Source organism: Tessaracoccus bendigoensis DSM 12906 (genome assembly GCF_900141915.1).
In the GTDB taxonomy this organism is placed as follows: domain Bacteria; phylum Actinomycetota; class Actinomycetes; order Propionibacteriales; family Propionibacteriaceae; genus Arachnia; species Arachnia bendigoensis.
In genome coordinates this window covers 1-23,935 of the sequence record NZ_FQZG01000070.1, presented here as the reverse complement: position 1 = coordinate 23,935, position 23,935 = coordinate 1, and the positions used below count along the sequence as shown (strand labels likewise).

The following is a 23,935-nucleotide window of genomic DNA, read 5'->3' as shown; positions in this document are numbered from 1 at the left end:
CTGAGTGACTGTGGGGCCTGTCGTGTTCGACCGTCGAGTTGTGATGGTCGTGGACACCAGCGGATTGTGGATACCAGCGGTATTGCTGGACACCAGCGGTTTGTGGCCGATACCAGCAGTATCGCTGGACACCAGCCGTATACCGCTGGTGACGAGCACTTCCGCAGGTATCGACGCCGGAACGCTGGTGACGCGCGCCCGGCCAGCGACCGGGCGTCCCCACGGCACCGTGCCTCGAGACGACGCTGATGCTGGTGATCGGCGTGGGACACCAGCGGTTTGCGGCCGATACCAGCAGTATCGCTGAACACCAGCCGTATACCGCTGGTGACCAGCCCTTCCGCAGGTATCGACGGCGGAACGCTGGTGTCGACGGCATATCCCTGGTGACGACGGCGGATCGCTGGTGTCGTGGCGACGCTGCACTAGGCTCAGCTCGCCCCGACACCACGCGCGAAAATCGGCCACTGGTCGATTCTGCTCCGTCCGCCCACGAACATCGACCACCGCCTCCTCGCCGTCCCGTACCCCACGACCATTTGGAACCGCGAATGGCGTGGGAACCAGCCATTACTCGTGTGCTCCAACACGAAACGGGCCCCGGCTTGAAGCCGGGGCCCGTTTCATAAGCAGGTTCTTAGTAGATGACCTCGCCGCTGGCCCGACGCGCACGCAACGCCGTCACAGCCTCCTCAAGGATCTGAGCAGCCTCCGCCTCAGTACGACGCTCCTTCACATAAGCCAGATGCGTCTTGTACGGCGTGATCTTCGGCGGCGGCGGAGGATTCTCCGCATCCATGTTCGCCGGCAACCCACACCGCGGACAATCCCAAGACTCCGGAATCTGAGCATCAGCCGCGAACGTCGGACGAGTCACATGACCACCCGAACAAAAATACGAAACATTACGGCGAGGAGCGGTATCACCCCGCTCCGCCTCGCCCATTGGACCCGCACCGACACGTGTACCACGAATGGCGTTGCCACCAGCCACTATTTGTATGCTCCTAAGAAGAAGGGAGAAATGTCGTGAATTGCCCTGAAGTCGTCAGACTTCGATGCGGTAGAGCACCAGCAGACCGGCGATGGTCAGCAGCCACAGAAGCGCCAGGATGACCGTGATCCGGTCGAGCCGACGCTCCGCCGTGGAGGCTCCGCCCATGGAGGTGGACATGCCACCACCGAACAAATCTGACATTCCGCCGCCACGGCCTTTGTGGAGGAGGACGGTAGCCGCGAGGATGACGCTCAGGATCGAGACGATGATCGAAAGCGTCATGACGGGCCAGGACATCAAGGGGACAATCACGGGTTACATGTTATCCGACAAGCCAAGTAATTCCACATCGGCACTCCAGCGTAGCAAGCACGACGCGGCGGTGTCCCGACCGTGGTCGAGACACCGCCGCGCTGCTAGATCAGAGCTGGTAGAACCGTACGATCGCCGCGAACTCCTCCGGTTGGAGGCTCGCGCCACCGACGAGTGCGCCGTCGATGTCGGGCTGGTCCATGATCTGCACCACGTTGCCGGACTTCACCGAGCCGCCGTACTGGATGCGGACCGCCTCAGCGGTAGGCCCGTCATACAACGAGGCGACCTCGCCGCGGATTGCGCCGCACACCTCCTGCGCGTCGGCCGGGGTGGCGACCTCGCCGGTGCCGATGGCCCAGACCGGTTCGTAGGCGATGACCAGGCCTGCGACCTGCTCAGCGCTGAGGCCAGCGAGCGCGCCGCGGACCTGGTTGAGGGTGTACTCGACGTGCTCCCCTGCCTTGCGGATGTCGAGGCCTTCACCGACGCAGACGATCGGGATCATGCCGGCGCCAAGCACCTTGAGGGTCTTGGCGTTGACAAGCTCATCGGTCTCACCGAAGTACTGGCGACGCTCGGAGTGGCCGAGGACCACGTAGCCGACGTTCAGCTTCTTCAGCATCGCGGTCGAGATCTCACCGGTGTAGGCGCCGTTGTCGTGCTGGGACACGTTCTGTGCACCAAGCCCGAACGGGATGCGGTCGCCGTCGAGCAAGGTGCGGACGGTGCGAATGTCGGTGAACGGCACACAGAGCACGCATTCCGACTTCTTCGGGTCCCAGTCCTTGTCGACGAGGGTGTAGTGGATCTTCTCCACGAGTCCGGTGGCCTCGACATGGTCGATGTTCATCTTCCAGTTGCCGGCCATGATTGGCGTGCGGGACATCAGTTGTTCTCCTCCAGTACGGAAATGCCGGGCAGTTCCTTGCCCTCCAGGAATTCCAGCGACGCTCCGCCGCCGGTTGAAATGTGACCGAATTCGTCGTCGGAATGCCCGAGGGTGCGGACCGCTGCGGCTGAATCGCCGCCGCCCACGACGGACAACCCGTCGACCTCGGTCAGCGCCTTGGCTACCGCGGCGGTGCCTTCGGCGAGTTCCTTGATCTCGAAGACACCCATGGGGCCGTTCCAGAACACGGTCTTTGCCGCCTTGATGGCATCGGCGAAGAGCACCTCAGACTCAGGGCCGATGTCGAGCCCCATCTTGTCTGCGGGGATCGCGTCGACCGAGACCACATCGACGGGGCCGAACACCTCCCGGGCGCCGAAGTCCATGCCGTCGGCGACACGTACGTCGACCGGCAGCAGGATCCTCTTGCCTGCGGCCTCAGCCTCCGCGAGGTAGTTGCGGCAGGTCTCGAGGTTGCCCTCGTCCACCAGCGACTTGCCGATGCCCTTACCCTGGGCCGCCAGGAACGTGAACAGCATGCCGCCGCCGATGACCAGCGTGTCGGCGACCTTGAGCAGGTTGTCGATCACGGAGAGCTTGTCGGCGACCTTCGCACCGCCCAGGACGACGGCGTAGGGGCGCTCGGGGTTCTCCGTCAGCGCCTTGAGGATGCTGACCTCCTTTGCGACCAGCGAACCGGCGGCGTTGGGCAGCAGCTTGGCGACGTCGTAGACGGACGCCTGCTTGCGGTGCACGACGCCGAAACCGTCGGAGACGAACACATCGCCGAATGCGGCATACTTCGCGGCGAGTTCGGCCCGGGCAGCCTCGTCCTTCGACTCCTCGGCTGGCTCGTATCGAACGTTCTCCAGCAGTGCGACCTCTCCGTCGGACAGGGCCGCGACGGTGGCCTGAGCCGACTCTCCGACGACGTCGGCGGCGAGGTGGACGTCGGTGCCCAACAGCTCACCGAGCCGTGCGGCGACGGGGGCCAGCGAGTACTTGGGATTCGCCTCACCCTTCGGGCGGCCGAGGTGGGCCATGATGACGATGCGCGCACCGGCCTCACGCAGCTGCGTCAGCGTCGGGAGCGCGGCCCGGATGCGGCCGTCGTCGGTGATGTTCTTTTCAGCATCCAGCGGAACGTTGAAATCGCAGCGGATGAGGACCCGCTTGCCGGTGAGATCACCGAGGTCTGCAACGGACTTCATTTCAAGGTGGACCTTTCTAGTCTTTGGTGTGAAACGGCCCCGCGATCCCCATTGGGGAACACGGGGCCGTCGTTCAGCGCACTTGGGAAGTGGCGGGATCAGAGCTTCGAGGCGACGAGCTCGGTGAGGTTGACGAGACGGTTGGAGTAGCCCCACTCGTTGTCGTACCAGCCGAGAACCTTGACCTGGTTGCCGATCACCTTGGTGAGCTTGGAGTCGAAGACGCAGGAGGCCGGGTCGGTCTCGATGTCCTTGCTGACGATCTCATCCTCGGTGTAGACGAGGACCTTGCCGTCGGCTGCTGCCTTGACGATCGCGTTGACCTCTTCGACGGTGGTCTCGCGGGAGGCCTCGAAGGTGAGGTCGGTCGCGGAACCGGTCGGGGTGGGGACGCGCATGGCGTAGCCGTCGAGCTTGCCCTTCAGTTCGGGCAGCACCAGGGAAACGGCCTTGGCCGCGCCGGTGGTGGTGGGAACCATGTTGAGGGCGGCGGCGCGCGAGCGACGCAGATCCTTGTGCGGGCCGTCCTGCAGGTTCTGATCCTGCGTGTAGGCGTGGATCGTGGTCATCAGACCCTTGACGATGCCGAGGCCGTCGTTGAGGGCCTTGGCCATCGGGGCGAGGCAGTTGGTCGTGCAGGACGCGTTGGAGATGATGTTGTGCGCTGCCGGATCGTACAGGTTGTCGTTGACACCCATGACGATGGTGATGTCCTCGTTCTTCGCCGGGGCGGAGATGAGCACCTTCTTGGCGCCAGCGTCGATGTGCGCGTGGGCCTTGGTCGCGTCCACGAAGAAGCCGGTGGACTCGATGACGATGTCGACGCCCAGCTCGCCCCAGGGGAGGTTGGCGGGATCCTTCTCGGCGAATGCCTTGATCTCCTTGCCATCGATGATGATGGCCTCATCGTTGTAGGTGACCTCGCCGGGGAAGCGCCCGAGGATCGAGTCGTACTTGAGGAGGTGGGCCAGCGTCTTGTTGTCGGTCAGGTCGTTGACGGCGACGACATCAAGATCGGCCCCCGCGGCGACAAGCGCCCGGAAGTAGTTGCGGCCGATGCGGCCAAACCCGTTGATTGCAACCTTAACGGTCATGTGGAATTCGATCCCTTTCGAGCTACCAAGCGCCTCATCGACGCATACGGACAAGTTCATCCTAACCGTCTCAGGGGCCGGAGCAAGCGGCGGGGACTAATAAGCCTCGATCTACTCGTCGTCCCTAAGATCCGCGGGCAGGCTGGCCTCGGTGTTCGGGATGCCTGCCTTCTCTGCCGCTCGGTCAGCCGTGGCCAGCAGACGGCGGATCCTGCCCGCCACCGCGTCCTTCGTGAGCGGCGGTTCGTGCAGTCTGCCGAGTTCCTCCAGGCTCGCCTGCCGGTGGGCCAGCCGCAACTCACCTGCCAGCCGAAGATGCTCGGGAATATCCTCCCCCAGGATCTCCATCGCCCGCTCGACACGCGCGCTTGCGGTGACCGCTGCCCGGGCCGAGCGCCTGAGGTTCGCGTCGTCGAAGTTGGCCAACCTGTTGACCGACGCGCGCACTTCCCGGCGCCTGCGTCGCTCGTCCCACGCGATGCGGGTCTCCGCAGCGCCCATGCGGGTGAGAAGCTCGGCGATGGCGTCTCCGTCACGGATCACAGCCCGGTCGACCCCTCGTACCTCGCGCGATTTTACGGATATCCCAAGCCTGCGGGCTGCACCCACCAGAGCCAGCGCCGCCTCCGCGCCGGGGCAGGTGACCTCGAGCGACATTGATCGGCCCGGCTCGGTCAGGGAACCGCGCGCCAGGAATGCGCCGCGCCACACGGCCACCGCATCGGCAACAGAGCCGCTGACCACGGTTGGCGGCAGCCCCCGCACGGGGCGCCGGAACTGGTCGACCAGGCCCGTCATCCGAGCCAGTTGTTCACCCTCACGCACCACTCGGACGGTGTATCGCGGCCCCCGACGGACCCCGGACGCGTTGATCACCAACAGGTCCGAGTCGATGGAGTACAGCTCGGAGATGTGGCTCCGGAGCCTTCGCGCCACCGCTCCGGTATCGAACTCCGCCTCGATCACGATCCGGCCGCCTACCAGGTGGATCCCACCGGCGAAACGCAGCATGGCGGCCAACTCCGCACGCCGCACCGGCGGGTGCGGCACGTCCACGGCGGCCAACTCGGCCTTCACCTTCTGCGTCAGAGCCATGGGCCGAAGTCTGCCACAAGCGGCCACACGCTCAGGAAGTGCTGATCAGTGCTGTTCTCCGCGAGGACATGGCTGATCAGCGGTCCTCAAGCGTTGATAACCTCGTGCAGCACTGAGGCGAGCCGGTTCGGGTCGTGCTGAGCGGCGCCTCCACGCACCGCCAGATCGGCGCTGACGAGTCGGCCACCAAGCGACGCGACATAGGACCCCAGATGTGGGTCGGTGTCGGCGAACTGTTCATCTGCTACCACCACGTCGAGCCGTAGCCCCGGTGCGTGTTCGGCAAGCAACTCGATGTGCCGGGAGGCGCTGAATCCGTCGGTTTCGTCTGCGGGCGCGATGTTGAGGACAAGGATGCGCCTTGCGGTGGTCGTCAGGAGTGCCTTGGCGAGGTCCGGTACCAGCAGGTGCGGGATCACGCTTGTGAACCAGGACCCCGGACCCAGCACCACGCTGTCTGCCTGCATGATGGCCTGGACGGCCTCGGCGCGGGCGGGTGGTGCCTCAGGGATCAGCCGGATTGCCTGCACTGTCGCGCGCGACTTCGCCACGGTCGACTGCCCGCTCAAGGTACACACCTCGTCCGGTTCGAAGGGGTCGAGGCCGAGCACGTCCGCCTCGATCTCCAACGGCACGGAACTCATCGGCAGCACCCGACCCCTGGTGCGGAGCAGGTCACCTACCATGTCGAGCCCTTCGACCGGGTCGTCGAATTGCTGCCACAGTGCTGCGATCAGCAGGTTGCCGATGGCATGGCCGGCCAGGGGTCCCTCCCCCGCAAACCGCCACTGCAGCACATTCGCCCATGTGCGTCCGACGTTGTCATCCGAGCACAACGCGGCAAGGGCCATCCGTAGGTCCCCCGGGGGGAGGATGTGGAACTCGTCTCGGAGCCGCCCGGAGGAGCCACCGTCGTCGGCGACGGTGACCACCGCAGTCAGACGATCGGTTATCCGTCTGAGGGCCGTGAGTGAGGCGGACAGGCCGTGGCCGCCGCCGAGGGCGACGACGCGGGGCAGGACGCCGAAACTCATTCCTTCCCCAGATCCCGGTGGAGCACCGTCGTGGGGAAGCCCTCCGCCCGGAGCCTCGTCGCCAGTTCCTCGCCCATCGAGGTGGAGCGATGCTTGCCGCCGGTGCATCCGATGGCCACGGTGACCTGCCGCTTGCCCTCGGACAGGTAGCCGGGGGCGACGGTCTTCATCAGCGCGACCATGTGGTCCTGGAACTGTTGCGCCGCCTCGTGCTTCAGCACGTAACCCGCTACGTCGCGGCTGAGGCCCGACTTGGGCCGAAGCTCGGGAATCCAGAACGGGTTGGGTAGGAACCGGACGTCGAAGACCATCTCAGCATCGATGGGCACACCGTTCTTGAACCCGAAGGAGATGATCGAGATCTGGACCTTGTCGGTCAACTCGTCGCCGAAATGGTTGGCGATCCGCTGCGCCAACTGCCGGGCCGAAAGCCTCGTGGTGTCGACGACGATGTCGGCTTCAGCCCGCAGGTCGGCCAGGACGCGGCGTTCCCGCTCGATCCCTTCGATCAGGCGGTCGCCGCCCTGCAACGGGAGGGGTCTGCGGTTCGACTCCTGGCGCTGGACGATGACGTCTTCGGCCGCCTCCAGAAAGACGGTGGTGACGATGACCCCCCTCGACCTGATCTCGGCCAGAGCGGCCGGCACCTGGTCGAACTGCTCCCGGGAGCGCACATCGACGACGATCGCGAGCCTCGGGACGTGGTCCTGACGCAGCGTTTCGGCCAGCGCGGGGATCATCTTGGGCGGGAGGTTGTCCACCACGTACCAGCCCAGATCCTCCATGGTGTGGGCAGCGGTCCGCCGACCGGCGCCGGAGAGTCCGGTGATCAGTGCGATCTCAAGGTCGTCGGCCATGCGCCCAGCCTATCGGCCAGTCACGCCTGCATGCACGAGAAGGCATTGCGCGGGCGGGATGCCGTGAACGCGCGCGTAGCATACGGGCTCCGCGCGGCGTCGGGGGGCCACGACTCAGATCTTGACCCGGGGAAGTGGCAAAGTGGGAGGAGTGATTTCTGAGCAACTGACCACAGAGACCAGCAGGAGACACCCTGCCGGGCTCTGGAACCTTGCAGGCGTCGAGATGTGGGAGCGCTTCAGCTTCTATGGCATGCAGGCCATTCTCGCCTTCTACCTCTACTACTCCGTCACCAAGGGCGGGCTCGGCCTGCCCGAGGCCGCGGCCGTCTCGATCGTCGGCGCCTACGGTGGCCTCGTCTACCTCTCCGCCGTGCTCGGTGCCTGGGTCGCCGACAGGCTCCTCGGGTCGGAAAGGACCCTCTTCTACGGCGCCGTCCTGATCATGTTCGGCCACATCGCGCTGGCGGTCCTCCCGGGGCTCATCGGCGTCGGTGTGGGCCTGATCTGCGTCGCGCTCGGCTCCGGCACCCTCAAGGCGACCACTTCCTCGGTGCTCGGCGAGATGTATGCGCTCGGTGACAACCGACGCGACGCAGGCTTTTCCATCTACTACATGGGAGTCAATCTCGGCGCCCTGGTCGGCCCGCTGCTGACCGGCTGGTTGTGGGGCGAGAGAGGCTTCCACTGGGGCTTCGGTGCCGCCGCGATCGGCATGGCCTGCGGCCTCATCCAGTACGCGCTGCTACGTCGCCGCACGATCGGAAATGTCGGCAAGGCGCCCACCAACCCGCTGCCCGCCAACCAGAGGAGCCGATACCTGGGCATCGCCGTGGCCGCCGTCCTGGTCATCGCGGGGGCCGCCAAGTTCGGGCTACTCCCCGCCGCCCGGCTCTCGAACATCGTCACGGCCCTGACCCTCATCACCGCGGTCGCCCTGTTCGCCGTCATCCTGTCCTCCAAGAACATCACCGCCGACGAACGCTCCCGCGTCATCTCGTTCATCCCGATGTTCCTGGCCAGCGCCACTTTCTGGTCTCTGTTCCAGCAACAGTTCACCGTTATCGCGCTCTACGCCGACAAGCGCCTGAATCGCACCATCCTCGGCTGGGAGATGAGCCCGGCCTGGGTGAACTCGATCAACCCGGTGTTCATCATCATCTTCGCTGGCGTGTTCGCCGCAATGTGGACCGCCATGGGTTCGCGTCAGCCGAGCACTCCACTGAAGTTCGCGTCCGGCACGTTCCTGATGGGTGCGGCTTTCCTGCTGTTCATCCCCTACGCCAACGGGGGCGCGAACTCGACGCCTCTGTTGTGGATCGTGCTGATCCTGTTCCTGTTCACGATGGCCGAGCTGTGCCTGAGCCCCGTCGGCCAGTCGCTTGCGACGAAGCTGGCGCCGAAGGCGTTCCACACGCAGATGATCGCGCTGTTCTTCCTGTCCGTGGCGTTGGGTTCCTCGATGGCCGGCACGCTCGCCGGGTTCTACAACCCGAACAACGAGGTCCCCTACTTCCTGTTCCTCGGCATCGCATCGATCGTGGTGGCGGCCGTGATGGCCGTGTTAAACCGTTGGATCGTCAAGATGATGCGCGGCCTGCGTTGATCCTCGGCCGGTCGTCGGGTCGGTCTCCGGGCAGCCCCCGGGCGTGCAGCGCCTCACCGGTGCGCTGCGCGTAGGCCACCGACCCGACGACGGCCGGGCTCAGCAGCAGGACCGGGTTGCGTTCCGACCCACGGGCCCGCGCCGCATCGCGGGCATCCTGCAACGACCCGGCAAGGTACGGGATCGAGCGGAGCATCAAAGCGATCACGAGCGAAACCGAATCCGGGTTCCCGCCGACCAGTCGGATGGGCCTGAGCGCGGTGGACAGCGCGTCCATCAGGTCAGGCGTCGACGTGGTGAGCGTCAACATCCGGGATGCGAGAACCGCTGCCAGCACGTTCCCCGGCGAAACGAACGCGGCCTCGAACAGCGTCGACGCCGCCTGATAGAGCGCCATCGCGGCGAGCAGCGCCCACAGGTACCAACCAAGCGCCAGAGCCCTGCGCGCCCCGATGCCTGAGCTCAGCAGGGCGCCGACCGCGAGGACCAACGCTGCAAGTGTGGCCCACCATTCCCAGATGAACAGCGGCGGCAACGCGATGCCGAGCATCAACGCGTACTTCCAGCCGACCGGCATCCTGAAGAGCCACCCGTCACCCGGCTCGAAGGTGCCGAACAGCGTCGTGCGCGCGTTCATGCCCGCATCGCCCCCGCGTAGGCGGCGATCGCCGCGTCAGGGTCGCCGTCGGCCATCACGCGGCCACCATCGATGACGATGACCCGCTGCGCCTCGCGGGCGAAATCGAGGTCGTGCGTCGAAAAGATCAACTGCTGCGGGAGTGTCTCGAAGATGTCCCGCAGCATCAGCTTGTTTCGCAGGTCCAGCAGCGTGGTGGGTTCGTCCGCGACGATCACCTCAGGCTCGACCGCCAGCACGCTGGTCAGCGCGACCAGTTGCCGTTCCCCTCCACTGAGGTCGTAGATGCTCTGGTGCGCGACCCGCCCGATCCCCCGCTCATCGAGCAGCCGCTGGGCCGCATCGGCCCGGGCCACCCGGTTGCGGATCCGGGTTCTGAGGCTCAGTTCGACATCTTCGACGGGCGTCGGCATCAAGAGTTGCGCCAGCGGATCCGTGAACACGAACCCGACCAGGGAACGGACGGTCTTGGCCTCCTCGACCGTGTCGTGGCCTGCCACGAGCACCTGGCCGCTGCTCGGCGTCCGTAGCCCGTTGAGCAGCCGCAACAACGTCGACTTGCCCGACCCGTTGGCGCCGATGACCGCGATCCGATGCTCGGTCAGATCGAGTGAGACGGCATCCAGGAGCGTGCGGTCGGGCGCGTTCCGACCGATGACCGGCACGCGCACCGAGACGTCACGCAGTTGGATCATCGGCCAAGCAACCTCGGGAAGGCCTTGTGAACCGCGACGGCGATCAGGCAGGCGATAACCGTCTTGATCACGTCCCCCGGCCAGAAGGCGAGGTCGGCGACCCACATCGTCGACATGGGCTTGCCTAGCGCCCGGGCCATGCCGAAGACGCCAAGTGGCCAGATGACAACGACCCGCGACACGAGGCACGCGGCCACGAACCAGACGAACCGCAGCTTGTCGGCGCGCCGGACGATCCACGAGGCCGCCAGCCCGATCACGAAGGCTGAGATCAGAAAGGAGACGAGGTAGCCCCCGGTGGGCCCGACGAACGGCGCGATACCGGCCGCGCCGCCCGCGAAGACCGGGATGCCCGCCAGGCCGACGAGCAGGTACAAGCCGACAGCGGCGGCTCCACGCCACGCGCCGAGGCAGAGTCCCGCCAGCATGACGCCGAGAGTCTGGAGCGTGATCGGGGCGGGAAGCCCCGCTACGGGGATGGCGGGGGTCAGCGACATGGCGGCGAGCAGCGCCGCGAAGACGGCGATGTAGGCCAGGTCCATCGGCGCGATTGCCGCCCTGGGGCGGGATGCACTCTGCGTGGTCATGGGTCCTCCTGGTTCATGGGGCGCACCTATCTAACCACCCGTTTTGAACGACGTTCAAATCGGGTCTCAGATCTCACTCACCTCCCCGGTGGCGAGGTTGATCGCCTCACCTCCGGTGTCGGCGACCGCCTCCTTGACCGCGAGCGCGAGAGTCGGCCCGAACCCAGGGACCTCGGCGATCTCTTCGACCGTTGCCAGCCGCAGTTTCCGCATCGACCCGAAGTACTTCAGCAGCGCCTTCCTGCGCAACTCGCCTAGACCCGGCACCCCGTCCAGCACGGACTCGACCACGTGTTTGGCCCGCCTTGACCGGTGGTGCGTGATCGCGAAGCGGTGTGCCTCGTCGCGCAGCCGCTGCAGGAGGTAGAGACCCTCGGAGGCGCGGGGCAGGATGACCGGGTAATCCTCCCCCGGCAGCCACACTTCCTCGAGCCGCTTCGCGAGCCCACACAGGGCGATCTCGCCCTCGAGATTGAACTCGCGCAACACCTCGGCTGCGGCGTTGGCCTGAGGCTGGCCACCGTCGACCACGATCAGTGCGGGTGCATAGGCGAACTTCGCCGCCTCGCCGGTCGTGGCGTCGACGAGAACGTCGGAGGTCCGTTCGTCCACCAGCCGACGCAGCCGTCGACTCAGCACCTCTCGGATGGCCGCGACGTCGTTGCTGCCCTCGAAGCCCTTGATGATGAACCGGCGGTATTCGCTCTTGCGGGCCAGGCCGTCTTCGAACACCACCATCGACCCGACGACCTCGGTGCCCATGGTGTGTGAAATGTCGTAGCACTCGATCCGCAGTGGCGGCTCGGTGAGGTCGAGCGCACGCGCCACCTCGTCCAGCGCCAGGTTCCGGGTCGTCAGGTCGGTGGAGCGCCTCAGCTTCGCCTGGCTGAGCGCCAGTTCGGCGTTCTTGACTGCGGTGTCGAGCAGCGCCCGCTTCTCGCCGCGCAGCGGCACCTTTATCGTCACGTTGCCCCCTCGCCGGACGGTCAGGTGCGCGGCAACCGCATCCTCGGCCTCGACGGAGGAGAGGATGTGGGGTGGGATCTCCAGGTCGTCGGTGTAGAGCTGCTCAAGGAACGCGTCGAGCAGCTCGGTGAGGGGCCGATCATCGGCTCGGTCGGCGATCCAGCCACGCTCCCCGAGGATGCGGCCGTCGATGACGTGGAACGCCTGGACCGCCACCTGCTGGCCGTCGTCGGCGAGCCCGATGATGTCCGCGCGCAAGCCGTCCTTCAGCACGACCGAGTTCTTCTCCTGCACCCGTTTGAGTGCCCCGAGCGAGTCGCGCAGCACGGCTGCCCGCTCAAAATTGAGATCTGATGAGGCCTGATACATCTCGCGTTCGATGCGGCCGATGATGCCGCCGGTGTTGCCGGCCATGAATGCGCAGAAGTCCTCGGCGATCCCCCGATGCTCCTCTGCTGAGACCCTGCCTACGCACGGCGCCGAGCACTTGCCGATGTCGCCGAGCAGGCAGGCGCGACCGGAAGACCTGGCCCGGTTGAACACGCCCTGCGTGCAGGAGCGCATCGGGAACACTCGCAGCAGGAGGTCGACCGTGTCCCGGATGGCCCAGGCCTGCCCGAACGGGCCGAAGTAGCGGATGCCACGCTTCTTCGCGCCCCGGCCGACGAACACCCGTGGGTATTCCTCTCCCATGGTGACCGCGAGCCAGGGGTAGGACTTGTCGTCGCGGTACTTGACGTTGAACCGTGGGTCGAACTGCTGGATCCAGGTGTACTCGAGTTGCAGCGCCTCCAACTCTGAGGCGACCACGGTCCACTCGACCTTGTTCGCGGTGCGCACCATCGTCTGGGTGCGGAAATGAAGCGCAGACGGGTCGGCGAAGTAGGAGTTGAGTCGCTGCCGCAGGTTCTTGGCCTTGCCGACGTAGATGACGTTGCCGAAGGCGTCGAAGAACCGGTAGACCCCGGGATCGGTCGGGATGCTGCCCGGGCGTGGGCGGTAGGTTGAGGGGTCGGCCATGCAAGCGATCATAGGTCGCTCGTCAGGAGCGACCGGTACCGCCTATCCAGGGCTGACGGCGCCCATGGCCTGATGCCTGTGCGCCCGCCCCACCTCTCAGGCTTGGGAGAGCATCGGTTTGAGGAACTGCCCGGTCACCGAGTCGTCGTTTGCCGCCACGTCCTCAGGCGTGCCCGTCGCGACCACCGTCCCGCCGCGCGAACCGCCGTCCGGCCCCATGTCGATCACCCAGTCGGCCGACTTGATCACGTCGAGGTTGTGTTCGATCGTGACGACGGTGTTGCCCGCGTCGACCAGGCGCTGCAGCACCGCCAGCAGGCGCCGAATGTCTTCGAAGTGGAGGCCCGTGGTGGGCTCGTCGAGCACGTAGAGGGTCCGGCCGGTCGAACGCTTCTGCAACTCGGCGGCCAACTTGACGCGCTGTGCCTCACCACCGGACAGGGTCGTCGCCGGCTGCCCGAGCCTCACATAGCCGAGGCCGACCTCGGTGAGCGTCTTCAGGTAGCGCGCGATCGAGTTGATCGGCGCGAAGAACTCGACGGCCTCGCTGATCGGCATGTCGAGCACCTCGGCGATCGTCTTGCCCTTGTAGTGCACCTCGAGCGTCTCCCGGTTGTAGCGGGCGCCATGGCACACCTCGCACGGCACGTACACGTCCGGCAGGAAGTTCATCTCGATCTTGATGGTGCCGTCACCCATGCAGTTGTCGCAGCGCCCACCCTTGACGTTGAACGAGAACCGGCCCGGCTGGTAGCCGCGGACCTTCGCCTCGGGGGTCTGCGCGAACAGGTTGCGGATCTTGTCGAACACGCCGGTGTACGTGGCGGGGTTGGAGCGCGGGGTGCGCCCGATCGGCGACTGGTCGACCTGGATCACCTTGTCTACGTTGTCCAGGCCATCGAGCGCCTTGTGTCTCCCCGGCACCGCCTTGGCGTTGTAGATCGCCTTGGCCGCGGCCGTGTACAGGATCGAATTGACCAGCGACGACTTGCCGGAGCCGGACACTCCAGTCACGGCGATCAGCTCACCGAGCGGGAAGGTCACGTCGATGTCGCGCAGGTTGTGCTCCCGGGCGCCGCGCACCACGATCTTCGAGCCGTTGCCTGGGCGACGCACCTCGGGTACCGGGATACTCAGCCGTCCGGAAAGGTAGGCCCCCGTCAGCGACTCGCGATTGTTCAACAGCGATTGCACCGGCCCGGAGACGACGACCTCGCCGCCCCCCTCGCCAGCGCCGGGGCCGATGTCGACGGCCCAGTCCGCGGCGCGGATGGTGTCTTCGTCATGTTCGACGACGATGAGCGTGTTGCCCAGGTCTCGGAGGCGGTGCAGCGTCTCGATCAACCGCCGGTTGTCACGCTGATGCAGTCCGATGCTCGGCTCGTCCAGAACGTAGAGAACGCCAACCAGGCCCGACCCGATCTGGGTCGCCAACCGGATCCGCTGCGCCTCACCGCCGGACAGCGTCCCGGCACCACGTGACAGGGTCAGGTAGTCGAGCCCGACGTCGAGCAGGAACTTCAGCCGCGCGTTGATCTCCTTGACCAGCCGTTCGGCAATCGTCGCCTCCCGCTCGGTGAGGCTCAGGCCCGCCAGGAACTCGGCGGCCTCCCCGATCGACAGGTCTGAGATCTGTGCGATGTTGCGTCCGGCCACCGTCACACCTAGCGAGGCGGGCTTGAGCCTCGCGCCGTCGCAGGCGGGGCAGTTGACCTCGCGCATGTAGCCGCCCCAGCGTTCACGCGCCGAATCGGTCTCGGCCTCGTCGTGGCGACGGCGGATGAACGGGATGACGCCTTCGAAACGCTGTGAGAAGGAGCGGACCCTGCCGAAGCGGTTGCGGTACTTCACCACGACGTTGCCCTTGGCGCCCTGCAGGAGCAGTTTGCGGACGGCGGCGGGCAGGAGCCGCCAGGGGGTGAACAGGTCGAATCCGTGCTCCTCACCGAGCGAGGTGAGCACGTGCTCGTAGTGGCCCTTGATCGTCGGGGTCGTCCACGGCGCGATCGCACCCTCATCCAGGGTCAGGTCGTCGTTGGGGATGATCAGTTCGGGGTCCGGGTCGAGCAGGGTGCCGAGGCCGGAGCATTCGGGGCAGGCGCCCCATGGCCCGTTGAAGGAGAACTGGCGCGGCTCAAGCTCGTCGATGTTGACGTCGTGTTCGTTGGGGCAGCCCATCTTCTCTGAGAAGCGACGCTCGCGCTCCGGGTCGTCGGCGGCCAGGTCCACGAAGTCTGCGATCACCACGCCACCGGCGAGATTGAGCGCAGTCTCGATCGACTCGGTGATCCGCTGCTTGGCTGAGGCCCGGACGACGGCCCGGTCGACGACGACCTCGATGTTGTGTTTCCGGTTCTTGTCCAGGTCGGGCAGCTCGGTGAGCGGGAACGTGTCGCCGTCGATCCTCACGCGGGAGTAGCCGTCGCCGATCAGTTGCCTGAACAGTTCGGCGTGTTCGCCCTTCCTTCCACGCACCAGCGGCGCGAGGACCTGGAACCGCGTGCCGTCGTCGAGGCTGAGGAGTCGGTCGACGATCTGCTGGGGCGTCTGGCGTCCGATGACGGCGCCACACACCTCACAGTGCGGCACGCCGATCCGGGCGAACAGGAGCCGCAGGTAGTCGAACACCTCGGTGATGGTGCCGACGGTCGACCTGGGGTTCCGGCTTGTCGATTTCTGGTCGATGCTGACGGCCGGGGACAGCCCCTCGATGAAGTCGACGTCGGGCTTGTTCATCTGCCCCAGGAACATCCGTGCATAGGCCGACAGCGACTCGACGTAGCGGCGTTGCCCTTCCGCGAAGATCGTGTCGAAGGCCAGGGATGATTTTCCTGAACCGCTCAGCCCCGTGAAGACGATGAGCGAGTCCCTGGGGAGCTCGAGGGAGACGTTCTTCAAGTTGTGGACACGCGCGCCACGCACTACCAGCCGATCATTCACGCCCGCAATGGTACGTCTTTGGTAACTTGGACCCATGCCGACCAACCACGCCCCGTTTTCCGAGGTCGTGAGCGCGGTCCGCGAACACACTTCGCTCCTGTTGGGTACCACAATCGGATACTCAGAGGAGGATTGGGCGGCCCCTACCGGGCTCACGGGATGGACCCGCAGCCACGTCGCGGCGCATCTGGCCCAAGGCGCGACGGCGATGGTGCGGGTGATCCGCGGCCTCGAAGCCGACCAGCCGGTCCGGCTCTATGAGAGTCAGTCGGCCAAACGTCGCGCGATAGAGATCGGGGCGCTCACCAGCGGGTTGGAGCTGCAGATCCAGCTCGACACCACCGCGAGCGAATTGCAGTTTGAGCTGGCCAGCCTTGAGGGCGACACCCGCCCCGTCATCCTGCGGCCCGGCAGCCAGATCGCCGCAGGCCAGTTGCCTCTCGCGAGGTTGAGCGAGGTGGTGCTGCACCACATGGACCTGGGCAGCCCCTTCCCTGCCGACGGCATGACTCCGGAGACTGCGGTCTCCCTCCTCGCGTTCCAGGTCGACCTACTGGGTCGTCGCGACGACCTGCCGCCGATCAGGCTGGTCTCCGATGAGGGATTCGAGGGGACGGTCGGTCGCTCGGGTGCGTTGACCCAGATGAACGGGCCCGCCCGCGAACTGTTCGCCTGGCTCACGCGTGGGGTCGAGTCGTCACTGATCTACCGCTCCGAGGACGACGACTGAGCCTGACGGCACCGTTTAGTCCTCGAGACGCCCCTATTCGACCTCGGCACGGCCTTCACGCCAGTACCCCATGAAGGCGACGGCGCGACGGTCGATGCCCACATCCGTGACGAGTTGACGTCGCAGCGTCTTGATGCCGGTCGCCTCGCCTGCCAGCCAGGCGTAGAGCGGGGCGCTCTTCAACGCCGCACCGCCTTTCGCGGTTCGTGGTACTTCCCAGAGCAGGCCTTCGTCGATGTCGACCTCCTCCACGAGGGCCCCGCAGCCGTCCGGCACGAGCCGGGCGGCGACCTCAGCGACCGTGTTGACCAGATGCCGGTGGCGCGGCCCACCGTCACGCCCGACCACCCGATACTCGAATCCCGGATGGTGCGGCAGATAGCCGGTGTCGGCCGTCGCCGGCAACTCTGCGACCACGACGCCGGTCGCCTCGGGTGGCAGCTGTTCGAGGATGACGGCGATCGCGGGGGCCGCCGTCTCGTCGCCTGCCAGGAGCAGTTGGCCCGTCTCTGCGGGAGGCACGAAGTCGATGGCGTAGCTGACTCCGGTGTGCGCCGTCGTCGGCCCGTAGATCAGTAGTTCATCGCCGACGGCAGCGCTCTCGATCCAGGCCGAGGCAGGGCCTGACACCGCGTGCGCGACCATGTCGAAGTCCACCTCGCCCACCTCGCCCCGCACCGCGCGGGTCGTGTAGGTGCGAAACGGTGGCCTTCCCGCCGTCGGAAGCTCCCGCCATTCCCGGTACCACTCCTCGCCGCGGGGCATCGCGTCAAGGCCCGCGTCGCCCGGGAAAACGATCTTGACGCGCTGGTCGTAGCCGGGGTCGCCGTAGTCGGTGAGGTCGGGGCCGCGGAGGGTGAATCGCCGGAAGCTCGGCGTCACGTCGACGATCGAGGCGACCGGGGCGCGGAAGAAGCGGTGGTCGGGGGCCAGGCTCATGGAGGTTCCTTCCGGGTTCAGGATGCGGCGGGCAGGACCCGGTGCCGGCCCCTGGGCAGCACGAGTGGGGTACCCGAGACCGGGTCGGCGATAACGAGCGAGTCGAGCTCAAACACCTCTTCGATCAGTTCGGCGGTAACCACGTCGGCCGGTGTGCCCGCAGCGACGATGCGGCCGTGGCGCAGCGCGAAGATGTGATCGGCGTACCTGGCGGCCAGGTTGATGTCGTGGAGCACCATCACGATCGTGGTGCCCCGGTCGCGGTTGAGGTCTCTCAGCAGGTCGAGGATCTCCACCTGGTGCGCGACGTCGAGGAAGGTGGTGGGCTCGTCGAGCAGGAGGATGTCGGTCTCCTGCGCGAGCGCCATCGCAATCCACACCCTCTGCCGCTGCCCGCCGGACAACTCGTCGACGGCGCGGTCGGCGAGGTCGGTGATCCCGGTCGCCTCAAGCGCAGCGGCGACCGCCTCGTAGTCTCGTGCGCTCCAGCGCGCCAGCAATTTCTGGTGGGGGTGGCGTCCACGCCCGACCAGGTCGGCCACAGCGATGCCCTCCGGCGCGATCGGGCTCTGCGGCAGCAGCCCGAGCGTGCGGGCCACCCCCTTGGAAGGCAGCCGCCGCAGGTCGGCGCCGTCGAGCAGCACGGAACCGGCCGAAGGCGGCAGCAGCCGCGCCAGCGATCGCAGCAGAGTGGACTTGCCGCAGCCGTTGGCTCCGACGATCGCGGTCACCTTGCCCGCGGGCAGGTCCACGTCCAGATGTTCGATGACGGTGCGCTCACCGTAGGCGAGCCGCAGCGAAGCGGCTGAAAGTTGATGCGAGACGGTCATAGTGAGCCTCCTGAGCGGTTGGTGCGGATCAGTAGCCAGATAAGGAAGGGGGCGCCGAGGACCCCGGTGATGACGCCGACCGGGTAGCGGGTGTCGAAGGCGAACTGACCGACGAGGTCGGCCAGGAGCACCAGCAACGCACCCACGACCCCGGCGGGAATCAGCAGAGCGTCGCCGGGGCCGACAAGGCGTGCGGCGATCGGCCCTGCCATGAAAGCGACAAATGCGATGGGACCGGTGGCTGCGGTGGCGACCGCGAGCAGCGTCACGGCACCCAGAATCAGGAGGACGCGTACCCGGTTGACCCGCACCCCCAGGCTTGCGGCGGAGTCATCGCCGAGAGCGAGGGCCGCGAGGTTTCTGCCTTGAAGAGCGAGTGCGGGGACGAGGAGCACGCAGACCGCCGCGAGGGGGGCGGCAACCTCCCAGGACGACGAGTTGAGGCTACCTGTGAGCCACCGCATCGCCGTCTGTAGATCCCACGACGCGGCCTGCGCCAGTGCGTAGGTGGTCAGGCTGTTCAGCATGGCGGCGATGCCGATCCCGATCAGGATCAGCCTGGTGCCCGCGAAACCGCCCTTGATCGACAACAGGTAGATCGCCAGGGCCGTGGCGAGGGCTCCGGCGAGCGCGAGCAGCGACACCGCCGTCTGGGACAGGGAGAGGAAGACGATGCCGAGCACCGCGGCGGCGCTGGCGCCGGAGGTGATGCCGATGATGTCGGGCGAGGCGAGCGGGTTACGCAGCATCGTCTGGAACGTGGCACCACCCATCCCGAACGAGACCCCCGCCAACGTCGCGATCACGGCGCGGGGCAACCGGAGTTCACCAACCGCAAAGGAAGCCCCGGGGACGCTGTCGCCCAGGATCACCCGCAGCACCTCCCCCGGTCCATAGAACGTGTTGCCGACCATCAAAGAGACAGCGAACACCACGATGATGGCCACGGTCAGGAGCGTGATGGTCAGTCGACGGTGGCGCAACCGGCGCTTCCGGCCCTCGATAATCGCGGCGCTGCTCACAGTTGTCTCACCCTCTGCCTGCGCACGATCCAGATGAAGAATGGGGCGCCGATGAGGGCGGTCACGACCCCGACCTCCACCTCCTCGGGCCGGGCCACAAGGCGGCCCACTACGTCGGCGGCGAGCAGCAGGGCGGCCCCGAGGAGCGCGCTCAGCGGCAACAGCCAGCGATGGTCGGTGCCGATCAGGAGGCGACCGAGGTGCGGGACCACCAGCCCGACGAACGCGATGGGCCCGGCGACCGAGGTCGCCGCACCACACAGGATGACGGCGCCGATGGCGGCGAAGGCCCTGGTGCGGGCGACGCGCTCGCCCAGTGCGGTGGCCACATCGTCACCAAGGGCGAGTGAGTTCATGCCCGGTGCGGTGAGCACGACGATGACGGCCGCGATGCCGATCACCGGCGCCACGAGCGCGATCCTGTCCCAGGTGGCACCGCCGACGCCGCCGATCTGCCAGAACCTGAAGATCTGCATCGCCTCAACGCGGGGCAGCAGAAGGGCAGAGACGAGGGATTCCAACGCCGCTGTCGTCGCTGCCCCGGCCAACGCCAGTTTCAGGGGCGTCGCGCCACCCCTGCCGAGCGAGCCGACGGTGTAGACAAAGACGGCGGCGCAGGCAGACCCCAGAACCGCAAGGCCCATCGTCGACCAGGGAGAACTGAGCCCGAAGAACGAGATGCCGATAACGACAGCCAGTGCTGCTCCGCTGGAGACACCGAAGATGCCGGGGTCGGCGAGCGGGTTGCGGGTGACGGCCTGCATCGCCATGCCGGAGACGGCGAGGGCCGCCCCCACCAGGATCGCCAGCACGGTCCTCGGTACCCGGGCCACCACCGCCGCCTGAGCGACGGTCTCTTGCTGCCCGGCGAGCGCAGCGATGATGTCGGAAAGTGAGACGCTGCGCACGCCGAGCCCCACGGAGGCGGCCACGAGCAGCGCCACCAGCACGAGGCCACCGAACAGCAACACGGCGCGCACCACCGCCGGGCGCCGTAGAGGCGCGACGTCGGGCGGTTCGGTGCGGACGGTCACCGCGCTCAGCCCAGGTTCTCCGCCAGGAGCGCGAAGTAGTCGCTGATCCCCCAGGGGATGGACAGCGGCGACGGGTTGGCTGAGGCTGCCAGCGGGGTGTTGTTCTCAAGGATGGCGATGTGACCCTCCGCGATCGCGGGGATCTTTGACAGCAGCGGATCGGCCTGCAATTGGGCCACGGTGTCGCCGTCGGCATCGCCGTAGGTGACGAAAAGGTCCACGTCGTCGAAGCGGTCGGCCTGCTCGGCGCTGACCTGGACGAAGAACTCCGCGGTCTTGGCCGATTCCTCCGCGACCACCTGGGGGGTCGGCAGGCCGATGCTCTCGAGGAATCCGGGACGGGTGTCATGGCTGGTGTAGAACCCGACCTGGCTGAGGTCGGCTGGGTCGATCCAGGCGAACAGCACCTTCGCTTCGGCGAGATCCGGGAACTCCGCCAAGGCATCCTGCACCTGGGTGTCGAGGTCCGCGATCAGTTTTTCGCCCTCCTCGGCCAGCCCGATGGCCGTCGAGTTGAGTCGGATCATGTCGTTCACGGAGGTGCCCCAGGCGACGCCCGGGAAGGCAACGGTCGGAGCGATCTTGGACAGCGTGTCGTACTCCTCCTGGGTCAGGCCCGAATACGAGGCGAGGATCACGTCCGGCTCGGTGTCTGCGATCTGCTCGAACGGGATGCCGTCGGTCTCGTCGAAAAGCACCGGCGTTTCGGCTCCGAGCCGTTCGAGTTCGTCTTCGACCCAGGGCAGGACGCCGTTGTCGTCGTCATCGCCCCAGGTCACTTTGGTCATGCCGACGGGCACGACCCCGAGCGCGAGCGGGACCTCATGGTTCGCCCAGGCGACCGTCGCGACGCGCTCCGGCTTCTCCGGGATCACCGTCTCGCCGTAGGTGTGCGTGATCGTGACGGGGAAGGCGGCCTGACCTGCATCGTCCAACGCTGTGCCGGGGCTGGACGTCGCGGCTGGGTCGCCAGAGCCACATGCCGCCAGCAGCAGCGCGGCCGCCACCGCCAGTGCTGCACCAATTCGGAACCGGTTCATCGGGTTGCTCCACTCAGAGAAGGATTAAGGCGAGGCTTACCTTATCCCCTTGGCTGCATAGATAGACAACCCGTCCGTCACTTAAATAGCCTCGCGGCGAACAGGGGCCGCCCCGGGACTGATTGTCGGAGGAGGTCACTAGGCTGATGGGATGCGACCAATCGAAGAGCTGCAGCGTCAGGTGGCACCGCTGGAGGTGATCTCGGAGTTCGAACCTTCGGGTGATCAGCCCCGCGCCATCGACGAGCTCGAGAAAAGGATCAACGCGGGCGAGAAGGACGTCGTCCTGCTCGGCGCCACCGGTACCGGCAAGACGGCGACGGTCGCGTGGCTGGCCGAGCGGCTACAACGGCCCATGTTGGTGATGCAGCCCAACAAGACCCTGGCCGCCCAGTTCGCCAACGAGCTGCGCGACCTGATGCCCAACAACGCCGTCGAGTACTTCGTCTCGTACTACGACTACTACCAGCCCGAGGCGTACCTGCCGCAGACCGACACCTACATCGAGAAGGATTCCTCGCTCAACGAGGAGGTTGAGCGGATGCGCCACGCCGCGACGAGTTCGCTGCTGACCAGGCGCGACGTGATCGTGGTCGCGACGGTGTCTGCGATCTACGGCCTCGGCACGCCCGAGGAGTACCTGCAGCAGCGCGTCACCTTGCGGGTCGGCGAGGAGTTCGACCGCGACGCCCTCCTCAGGCACCTGGTCGACATCCAGTACGCCCGCAACGACATCGGCGGCGGCCGCGGCACCTTCCGAGTAAAGGGCGACACGTTGGAGATCTTCCCGATGTATGAGGAGAATGCGCTGCGGGTCGAGTTCTTCGGCGACGAGGTCGAGCGCATCGCGACGATGCATCCGCTCACCGGAAACGTGATCCTCGAGGAGGACGAGGCCTACGTCTTCCCTGCGACGCACTACTCGGCGGGCAACGAGAGGACGGAGCGGGCGATCGGCACGATCGAGGCCGAACTCGCGCAGCGCCTGGCCCAGTTCGAGGCGGAGGGCAAGCTGCTCGAGGCGCAGCGGCTTCGGATGCGCACCAGCTACGACATCGAGATGATGCGCCAGATCGGCACCTGCTCGGGCATCGAAAACTACTCCCGCCACATCGACGGGCGCGCGGCCGGGTCAGCGCCGAGCTGCCTGGTCGACTACTTCCCGGAGGATTTCGTGCTCGTCGTCGACGAATCGCACGTCACGATCCCGCAGATCGGGGGCATGTACGAGGGTGACGCCTCCCGCAAGCGAACCTTGGTCGAGCACGGTTTCCGGCTCCCCAGCGCCATCGACAACCGGCCGCTGAAGTTCGATGAGTTCGTCGACCGGATCGGGCAGACGGTCTATCTCTCGGCCACGCCTGGGCCGTACGAGATGGAGCGCAGTGACGGGTTCGTCGAGCAGATCATCCGGCCCACGGGGCTGGTCGATCCAGAGGTGGTGTTGAAGCCGACAAAGGGTCAGATCGACGACCTCATGGCCGAGGTGAAGCTGCGGGTCGGGCGCAACGAGAGGGTGCTCGTCACGACTCTGACGAAGAAGATGGCCGAAGACCTCACCGATTACCTGATGGACCACGGCATCCGCACCCGCTACCTGCACTCCGACATCGACACCATCCGACGCATCGAACTGCTGCGGGAGTTGCGGCTCGGCGAGTACGACGTGCTGGTCGGCATCAACCTGCTCCGTGAAGGTCTCGACCTGCCCGAGGTGTCGCTGGTGGCGATCCTCGACGCCGACAAGGAGGGCTTCCTCCGCTCCGAACGCTCACTGATCCAGACGATCGGCCGAGCCGCCCGTAACGTCGCTGGTCAGGTGCACATGTACGCAGACAGGATCACCGATTCGATGGCCTCGGCCATCGATGAGACAAACCGGCGGCGGGCCATCCAGGTGGCCTACAACACCGAGCACGGGATCGACCCGCAGCCGCTGAGGAAGCGGATCGCGGACGTCTCGGACATGCTGGCCCGCGAGGACGCCGACACCGACGCCCTGCTCGACTCGGCCAAGAAGGGCGGCCGACGCGGCCTCGACCCGTCGCAGATGGCAACCGCCGACCTGACGAAGCTGATCGCCGAGTTGACCGAGCAGATGCATCAGGCGGCCGCCGAGCTCCAGTTCGAGGTCGCGGCCCGGCATCGCGATGAGATCTCTGATCTGAAGAAGGAACTGCGCGGGATGATCGAGGCCAACAAGTAGCCGTCTCCTCGCGGGGTCGCCCTCGGCACCGGCTCTCCCGGGACCTGACCCTCGGGGGGTCTCCCTCGGCACCGGCCCTCCCGGGACCTGACCCTCGGGGGGTCTCCCTCGGCACCGGCCCTCCCGGGACCTGACCCTCGGGGGGTCTCCCTCGGCCCCGGCCCTCCCGGGACCTGACCCTCGGGGGGTCT

At 66.6% G+C, this 23,935-nt stretch carries 21 protein-coding genes; 3 read left to right on the top strand and 18 right to left on the bottom strand.

Annotated elements, in window-relative coordinates:
• Positions 1 to 637 precede the first annotated feature (637 nt).
• From BUC15_RS15325 to rapZ, 8 genes are all read right to left on the bottom strand, one after another.
• The gene (locus tag BUC15_RS15325; protein WP_073189893.1) at positions 638 to 994 is read right to left on the bottom strand and encodes an RNA polymerase-binding protein RbpA; all 357 of its coding nucleotides are present in this window, start codon (positions 992 to 994) and stop codon (positions 638 to 640) included.
• A 54-nt stretch (positions 995 to 1,048) separates the two neighbouring features.
• Entirely contained in the window at positions 1,049 to 1,294 is a 246-nt protein-coding gene (secG, locus tag BUC15_RS15320) for a preprotein translocase subunit SecG (protein WP_073189891.1), read from the bottom strand.
• A gap of 124 nt (positions 1,295 to 1,418) precedes the next feature.
• The gene (gene tpiA, locus BUC15_RS15315) at positions 1,419 to 2,198 is read right to left on the bottom strand and encodes a triose-phosphate isomerase (protein WP_073189889.1); all 780 of its coding nucleotides are present in this window, start codon (positions 2,196 to 2,198) and stop codon (positions 1,419 to 1,421) included.
• Positions 2,198 to 3,412: a phosphoglycerate kinase gene (locus BUC15_RS15310; protein WP_073189887.1), complete on the bottom strand. Its 1,215-nt coding sequence runs from the start codon at positions 3,410 to 3,412 to the stop codon at positions 2,198 to 2,200. Before BUC15_RS15310 ends, tpiA begins: the two co-directional genes overlap by 1 nt.
• Positions 3,413 to 3,510: 98 nt before the next feature.
• Entirely contained in the window at positions 3,511 to 4,506 is a 996-nt protein-coding gene (gap, locus tag BUC15_RS15305; protein WP_073189901.1) for a type I glyceraldehyde-3-phosphate dehydrogenase, read from the bottom strand.
• A 111-nt stretch (positions 4,507 to 4,617) separates the two neighbouring features.
• Positions 4,618 to 5,601, bottom strand: a complete 984-nt coding sequence (whiA, locus tag BUC15_RS15300) for a DNA-binding protein WhiA (protein WP_073189885.1) — start codon at positions 5,599 to 5,601, stop codon at positions 4,618 to 4,620.
• An 86-nt stretch (positions 5,602 to 5,687) separates the two neighbouring features.
• A complete protein-coding gene (locus BUC15_RS15295; RefSeq protein ID WP_073189883.1) occupies positions 5,688 to 6,635 on the bottom strand; it encodes a gluconeogenesis factor YvcK family protein in 948 nt (315 codons plus the stop codon).
• Positions 6,632 to 7,492 (bottom strand): RNase adapter RapZ, encoded by an 861-nt coding sequence (gene rapZ, locus BUC15_RS15290; protein WP_073189881.1) that lies wholly within the window; start codon positions 7,490 to 7,492, stop codon positions 6,632 to 6,634. Before rapZ ends, BUC15_RS15295 begins: the two co-directional genes overlap by 4 nt.
• 151 nt (positions 7,493 to 7,643) lie before the next feature.
• Between rapZ and BUC15_RS15285 the strand changes: the two genes are divergently transcribed.
• A complete protein-coding gene (locus BUC15_RS15285) occupies positions 7,644 to 9,098 on the top strand; it encodes a peptide MFS transporter (RefSeq protein ID WP_245788009.1) in 1,455 nt (484 codons plus the stop codon).
• Here the strand turns inward: BUC15_RS15285 and BUC15_RS15280 are convergent.
• The 5 genes from BUC15_RS15280 to uvrA form a co-directional block, all read right to left on the bottom strand.
• The gene (locus tag BUC15_RS15280; protein WP_073189877.1) at positions 9,073 to 9,735 is read right to left on the bottom strand and encodes an energy-coupling factor transporter transmembrane component T family protein; all 663 of its coding nucleotides are present in this window, start codon (positions 9,733 to 9,735) and stop codon (positions 9,073 to 9,075) included. The genes BUC15_RS15285 and BUC15_RS15280 overlap by 26 nt on opposite strands.
• Complete coding sequence (locus BUC15_RS15275; protein WP_073189874.1) at positions 9,732 to 10,430, bottom strand: energy-coupling factor ABC transporter ATP-binding protein; 699 nt, start codon at positions 10,428 to 10,430, stop codon at positions 9,732 to 9,734. The genes BUC15_RS15280 and BUC15_RS15275 overlap by 4 nt, the downstream gene beginning before the upstream one ends.
• Positions 10,427 to 11,017 carry a biotin transporter BioY gene (locus tag BUC15_RS15270; RefSeq protein WP_073189872.1) on the bottom strand — a complete coding sequence of 197 codons (591 nt, stop codon included), beginning with the start codon at positions 11,015 to 11,017 and terminating at the stop codon, positions 10,427 to 10,429. Before BUC15_RS15270 ends, BUC15_RS15275 begins: the two co-directional genes overlap by 4 nt.
• 66 nt (positions 11,018 to 11,083) lie before the next feature.
• A complete protein-coding gene (gene uvrC, locus BUC15_RS15265) occupies positions 11,084 to 13,003 on the bottom strand; it encodes an excinuclease ABC subunit UvrC (protein ID WP_073189899.1) in 1,920 nt (639 codons plus the stop codon).
• 96 nt (positions 13,004 to 13,099) lie between these two features.
• Positions 13,100 to 15,943 (bottom strand): excinuclease ABC subunit UvrA, encoded by a 2,844-nt coding sequence (gene uvrA, locus BUC15_RS15260; RefSeq protein ID WP_425443370.1) that lies wholly within the window; start codon positions 15,941 to 15,943, stop codon positions 13,100 to 13,102.
• Between the two features lie 34 nt (positions 15,944 to 15,977).
• On the opposite strand from uvrA, the gene BUC15_RS15255 reads away from it, so the two are divergent.
• Positions 15,978 to 16,673, top strand: a complete 696-nt coding sequence (locus BUC15_RS15255; protein WP_084189646.1) for a maleylpyruvate isomerase family mycothiol-dependent enzyme — start codon at positions 15,978 to 15,980, stop codon at positions 16,671 to 16,673.
• Between the two features lie 33 nt (positions 16,674 to 16,706).
• Here BUC15_RS15255 and BUC15_RS15250 read toward each other — a convergent pair whose 3' ends face one another.
• From BUC15_RS15250 to BUC15_RS15230, 5 genes are read right to left on the bottom strand one after another with little or no spacing between them, the layout of a single operon-like run.
• On the bottom strand, positions 16,707 to 17,612 hold the full coding sequence (locus BUC15_RS15250) for a siderophore-interacting protein (protein WP_073189868.1): 906 nt from the start codon (positions 17,610 to 17,612) through the stop codon (positions 16,707 to 16,709).
• A 17-nt stretch (positions 17,613 to 17,629) separates the two neighbouring features.
• Positions 17,630 to 18,442, bottom strand: coding sequence for an ABC transporter ATP-binding protein (locus BUC15_RS15245; protein ID WP_073189866.1), 813 nt, complete (start codon positions 18,440 to 18,442; stop codon positions 17,630 to 17,632).
• Positions 18,439 to 19,464, bottom strand: coding sequence for a FecCD family ABC transporter permease (locus BUC15_RS15240; protein ID WP_073189864.1), 1,026 nt, complete (start codon positions 19,462 to 19,464; stop codon positions 18,439 to 18,441). Before BUC15_RS15240 ends, BUC15_RS15245 begins: the two co-directional genes overlap by 4 nt.
• On the bottom strand, positions 19,461 to 20,498 hold the full coding sequence (locus BUC15_RS15235; RefSeq protein ID WP_217652267.1) for a FecCD family ABC transporter permease: 1,038 nt from the start codon (positions 20,496 to 20,498) through the stop codon (positions 19,461 to 19,463). Before BUC15_RS15235 ends, BUC15_RS15240 begins: the two co-directional genes overlap by 4 nt.
• A 5-nt stretch (positions 20,499 to 20,503) precedes the next feature.
• Positions 20,504 to 21,538: an iron-siderophore ABC transporter substrate-binding protein gene (locus BUC15_RS15230; protein WP_073189862.1), complete on the bottom strand. Its 1,035-nt coding sequence runs from the start codon at positions 21,536 to 21,538 to the stop codon at positions 20,504 to 20,506.
• A gap of 151 nt (positions 21,539 to 21,689) precedes the next feature.
• Here BUC15_RS15230 and uvrB point away from each other — a divergent pair, with 151 nt between their 5' ends.
• Positions 21,690 to 23,744: an excinuclease ABC subunit UvrB gene (gene uvrB, locus BUC15_RS15225; RefSeq protein ID WP_073189860.1), complete on the top strand. Its 2,055-nt coding sequence runs from the start codon at positions 21,690 to 21,692 to the stop codon at positions 23,742 to 23,744.
• Positions 23,745 to 23,935 lie beyond the last annotated feature (191 nt).

Bases quoted from the DNA above. Each gene is read 5' to 3' on its own strand.
- BUC15_RS15250 (WP_073189868.1), bottom strand. From the start codon at position 17,612: ATGAGCCTGGCCCCCGACCACCGCTTCTTCCGCGCCCCGGTCGCCTCG.
- BUC15_RS15270 (WP_073189872.1), bottom strand. From the start codon at position 11,017: ATGACCACGCAGAGTGCATCCCGCCCCAGGGCGGCAATCGCGCCGATG.
- BUC15_RS15295 (WP_073189883.1), bottom strand. From the start codon at position 6,635: ATGAGTTTCGGCGTCCTGCCCCGCGTCGTCGCCCTCGGCGGCGGCCAC.
- uvrC (WP_073189899.1), bottom strand. From the start codon at position 13,003: ATGGCCGACCCCTCAACCTACCGCCCACGCCCGGGCAGCATCCCGACC.
- BUC15_RS15310 (WP_073189887.1), bottom strand. From the start codon at position 3,412: ATGAAGTCCGTTGCAGACCTCGGTGATCTCACCGGCAAGCGGGTCCTC.
- BUC15_RS15280 (WP_073189877.1), bottom strand. From the start codon at position 9,735: ATGAACGCGCGCACGACGCTGTTCGGCACCTTCGAGCCGGGTGACGGG.
- tpiA (WP_073189889.1), bottom strand. From the start codon at position 2,198: ATGTCCCGCACGCCAATCATGGCCGGCAACTGGAAGATGAACATCGAC.
- whiA (WP_073189885.1), bottom strand. From the start codon at position 5,601: ATGGCTCTGACGCAGAAGGTGAAGGCCGAGTTGGCCGCCGTGGACGTG.
- secG (WP_073189891.1), bottom strand. From the start codon at position 1,294: ATGTCCTGGCCCGTCATGACGCTTTCGATCATCGTCTCGATCCTGAGC.
- BUC15_RS15230 (WP_073189862.1), bottom strand. From the start codon at position 21,538: ATGAACCGGTTCCGAATTGGTGCAGCACTGGCGGTGGCGGCCGCGCTG.
- BUC15_RS15275 (WP_073189874.1), bottom strand. From the start codon at position 10,430: ATGATCCAACTGCGTGACGTCTCGGTGCGCGTGCCGGTCATCGGTCGG.
- rapZ (WP_073189881.1), bottom strand. From the start codon at position 7,492: ATGGCCGACGACCTTGAGATCGCACTGATCACCGGACTCTCCGGCGCC.
- BUC15_RS15245 (WP_073189866.1), bottom strand. From the start codon at position 18,442: ATGACCGTCTCGCATCAACTTTCAGCCGCTTCGCTGCGGCTCGCCTAC.
- uvrB (WP_073189860.1), top strand. From the start codon at position 21,690: ATGCGACCAATCGAAGAGCTGCAGCGTCAGGTGGCACCGCTGGAGGTG.
- gap (WP_073189901.1), bottom strand. From the start codon at position 4,506: ATGACCGTTAAGGTTGCAATCAACGGGTTTGGCCGCATCGGCCGCAAC.
- BUC15_RS15255 (WP_084189646.1), top strand. From the start codon at position 15,978: ATGCCGACCAACCACGCCCCGTTTTCCGAGGTCGTGAGCGCGGTCCGC.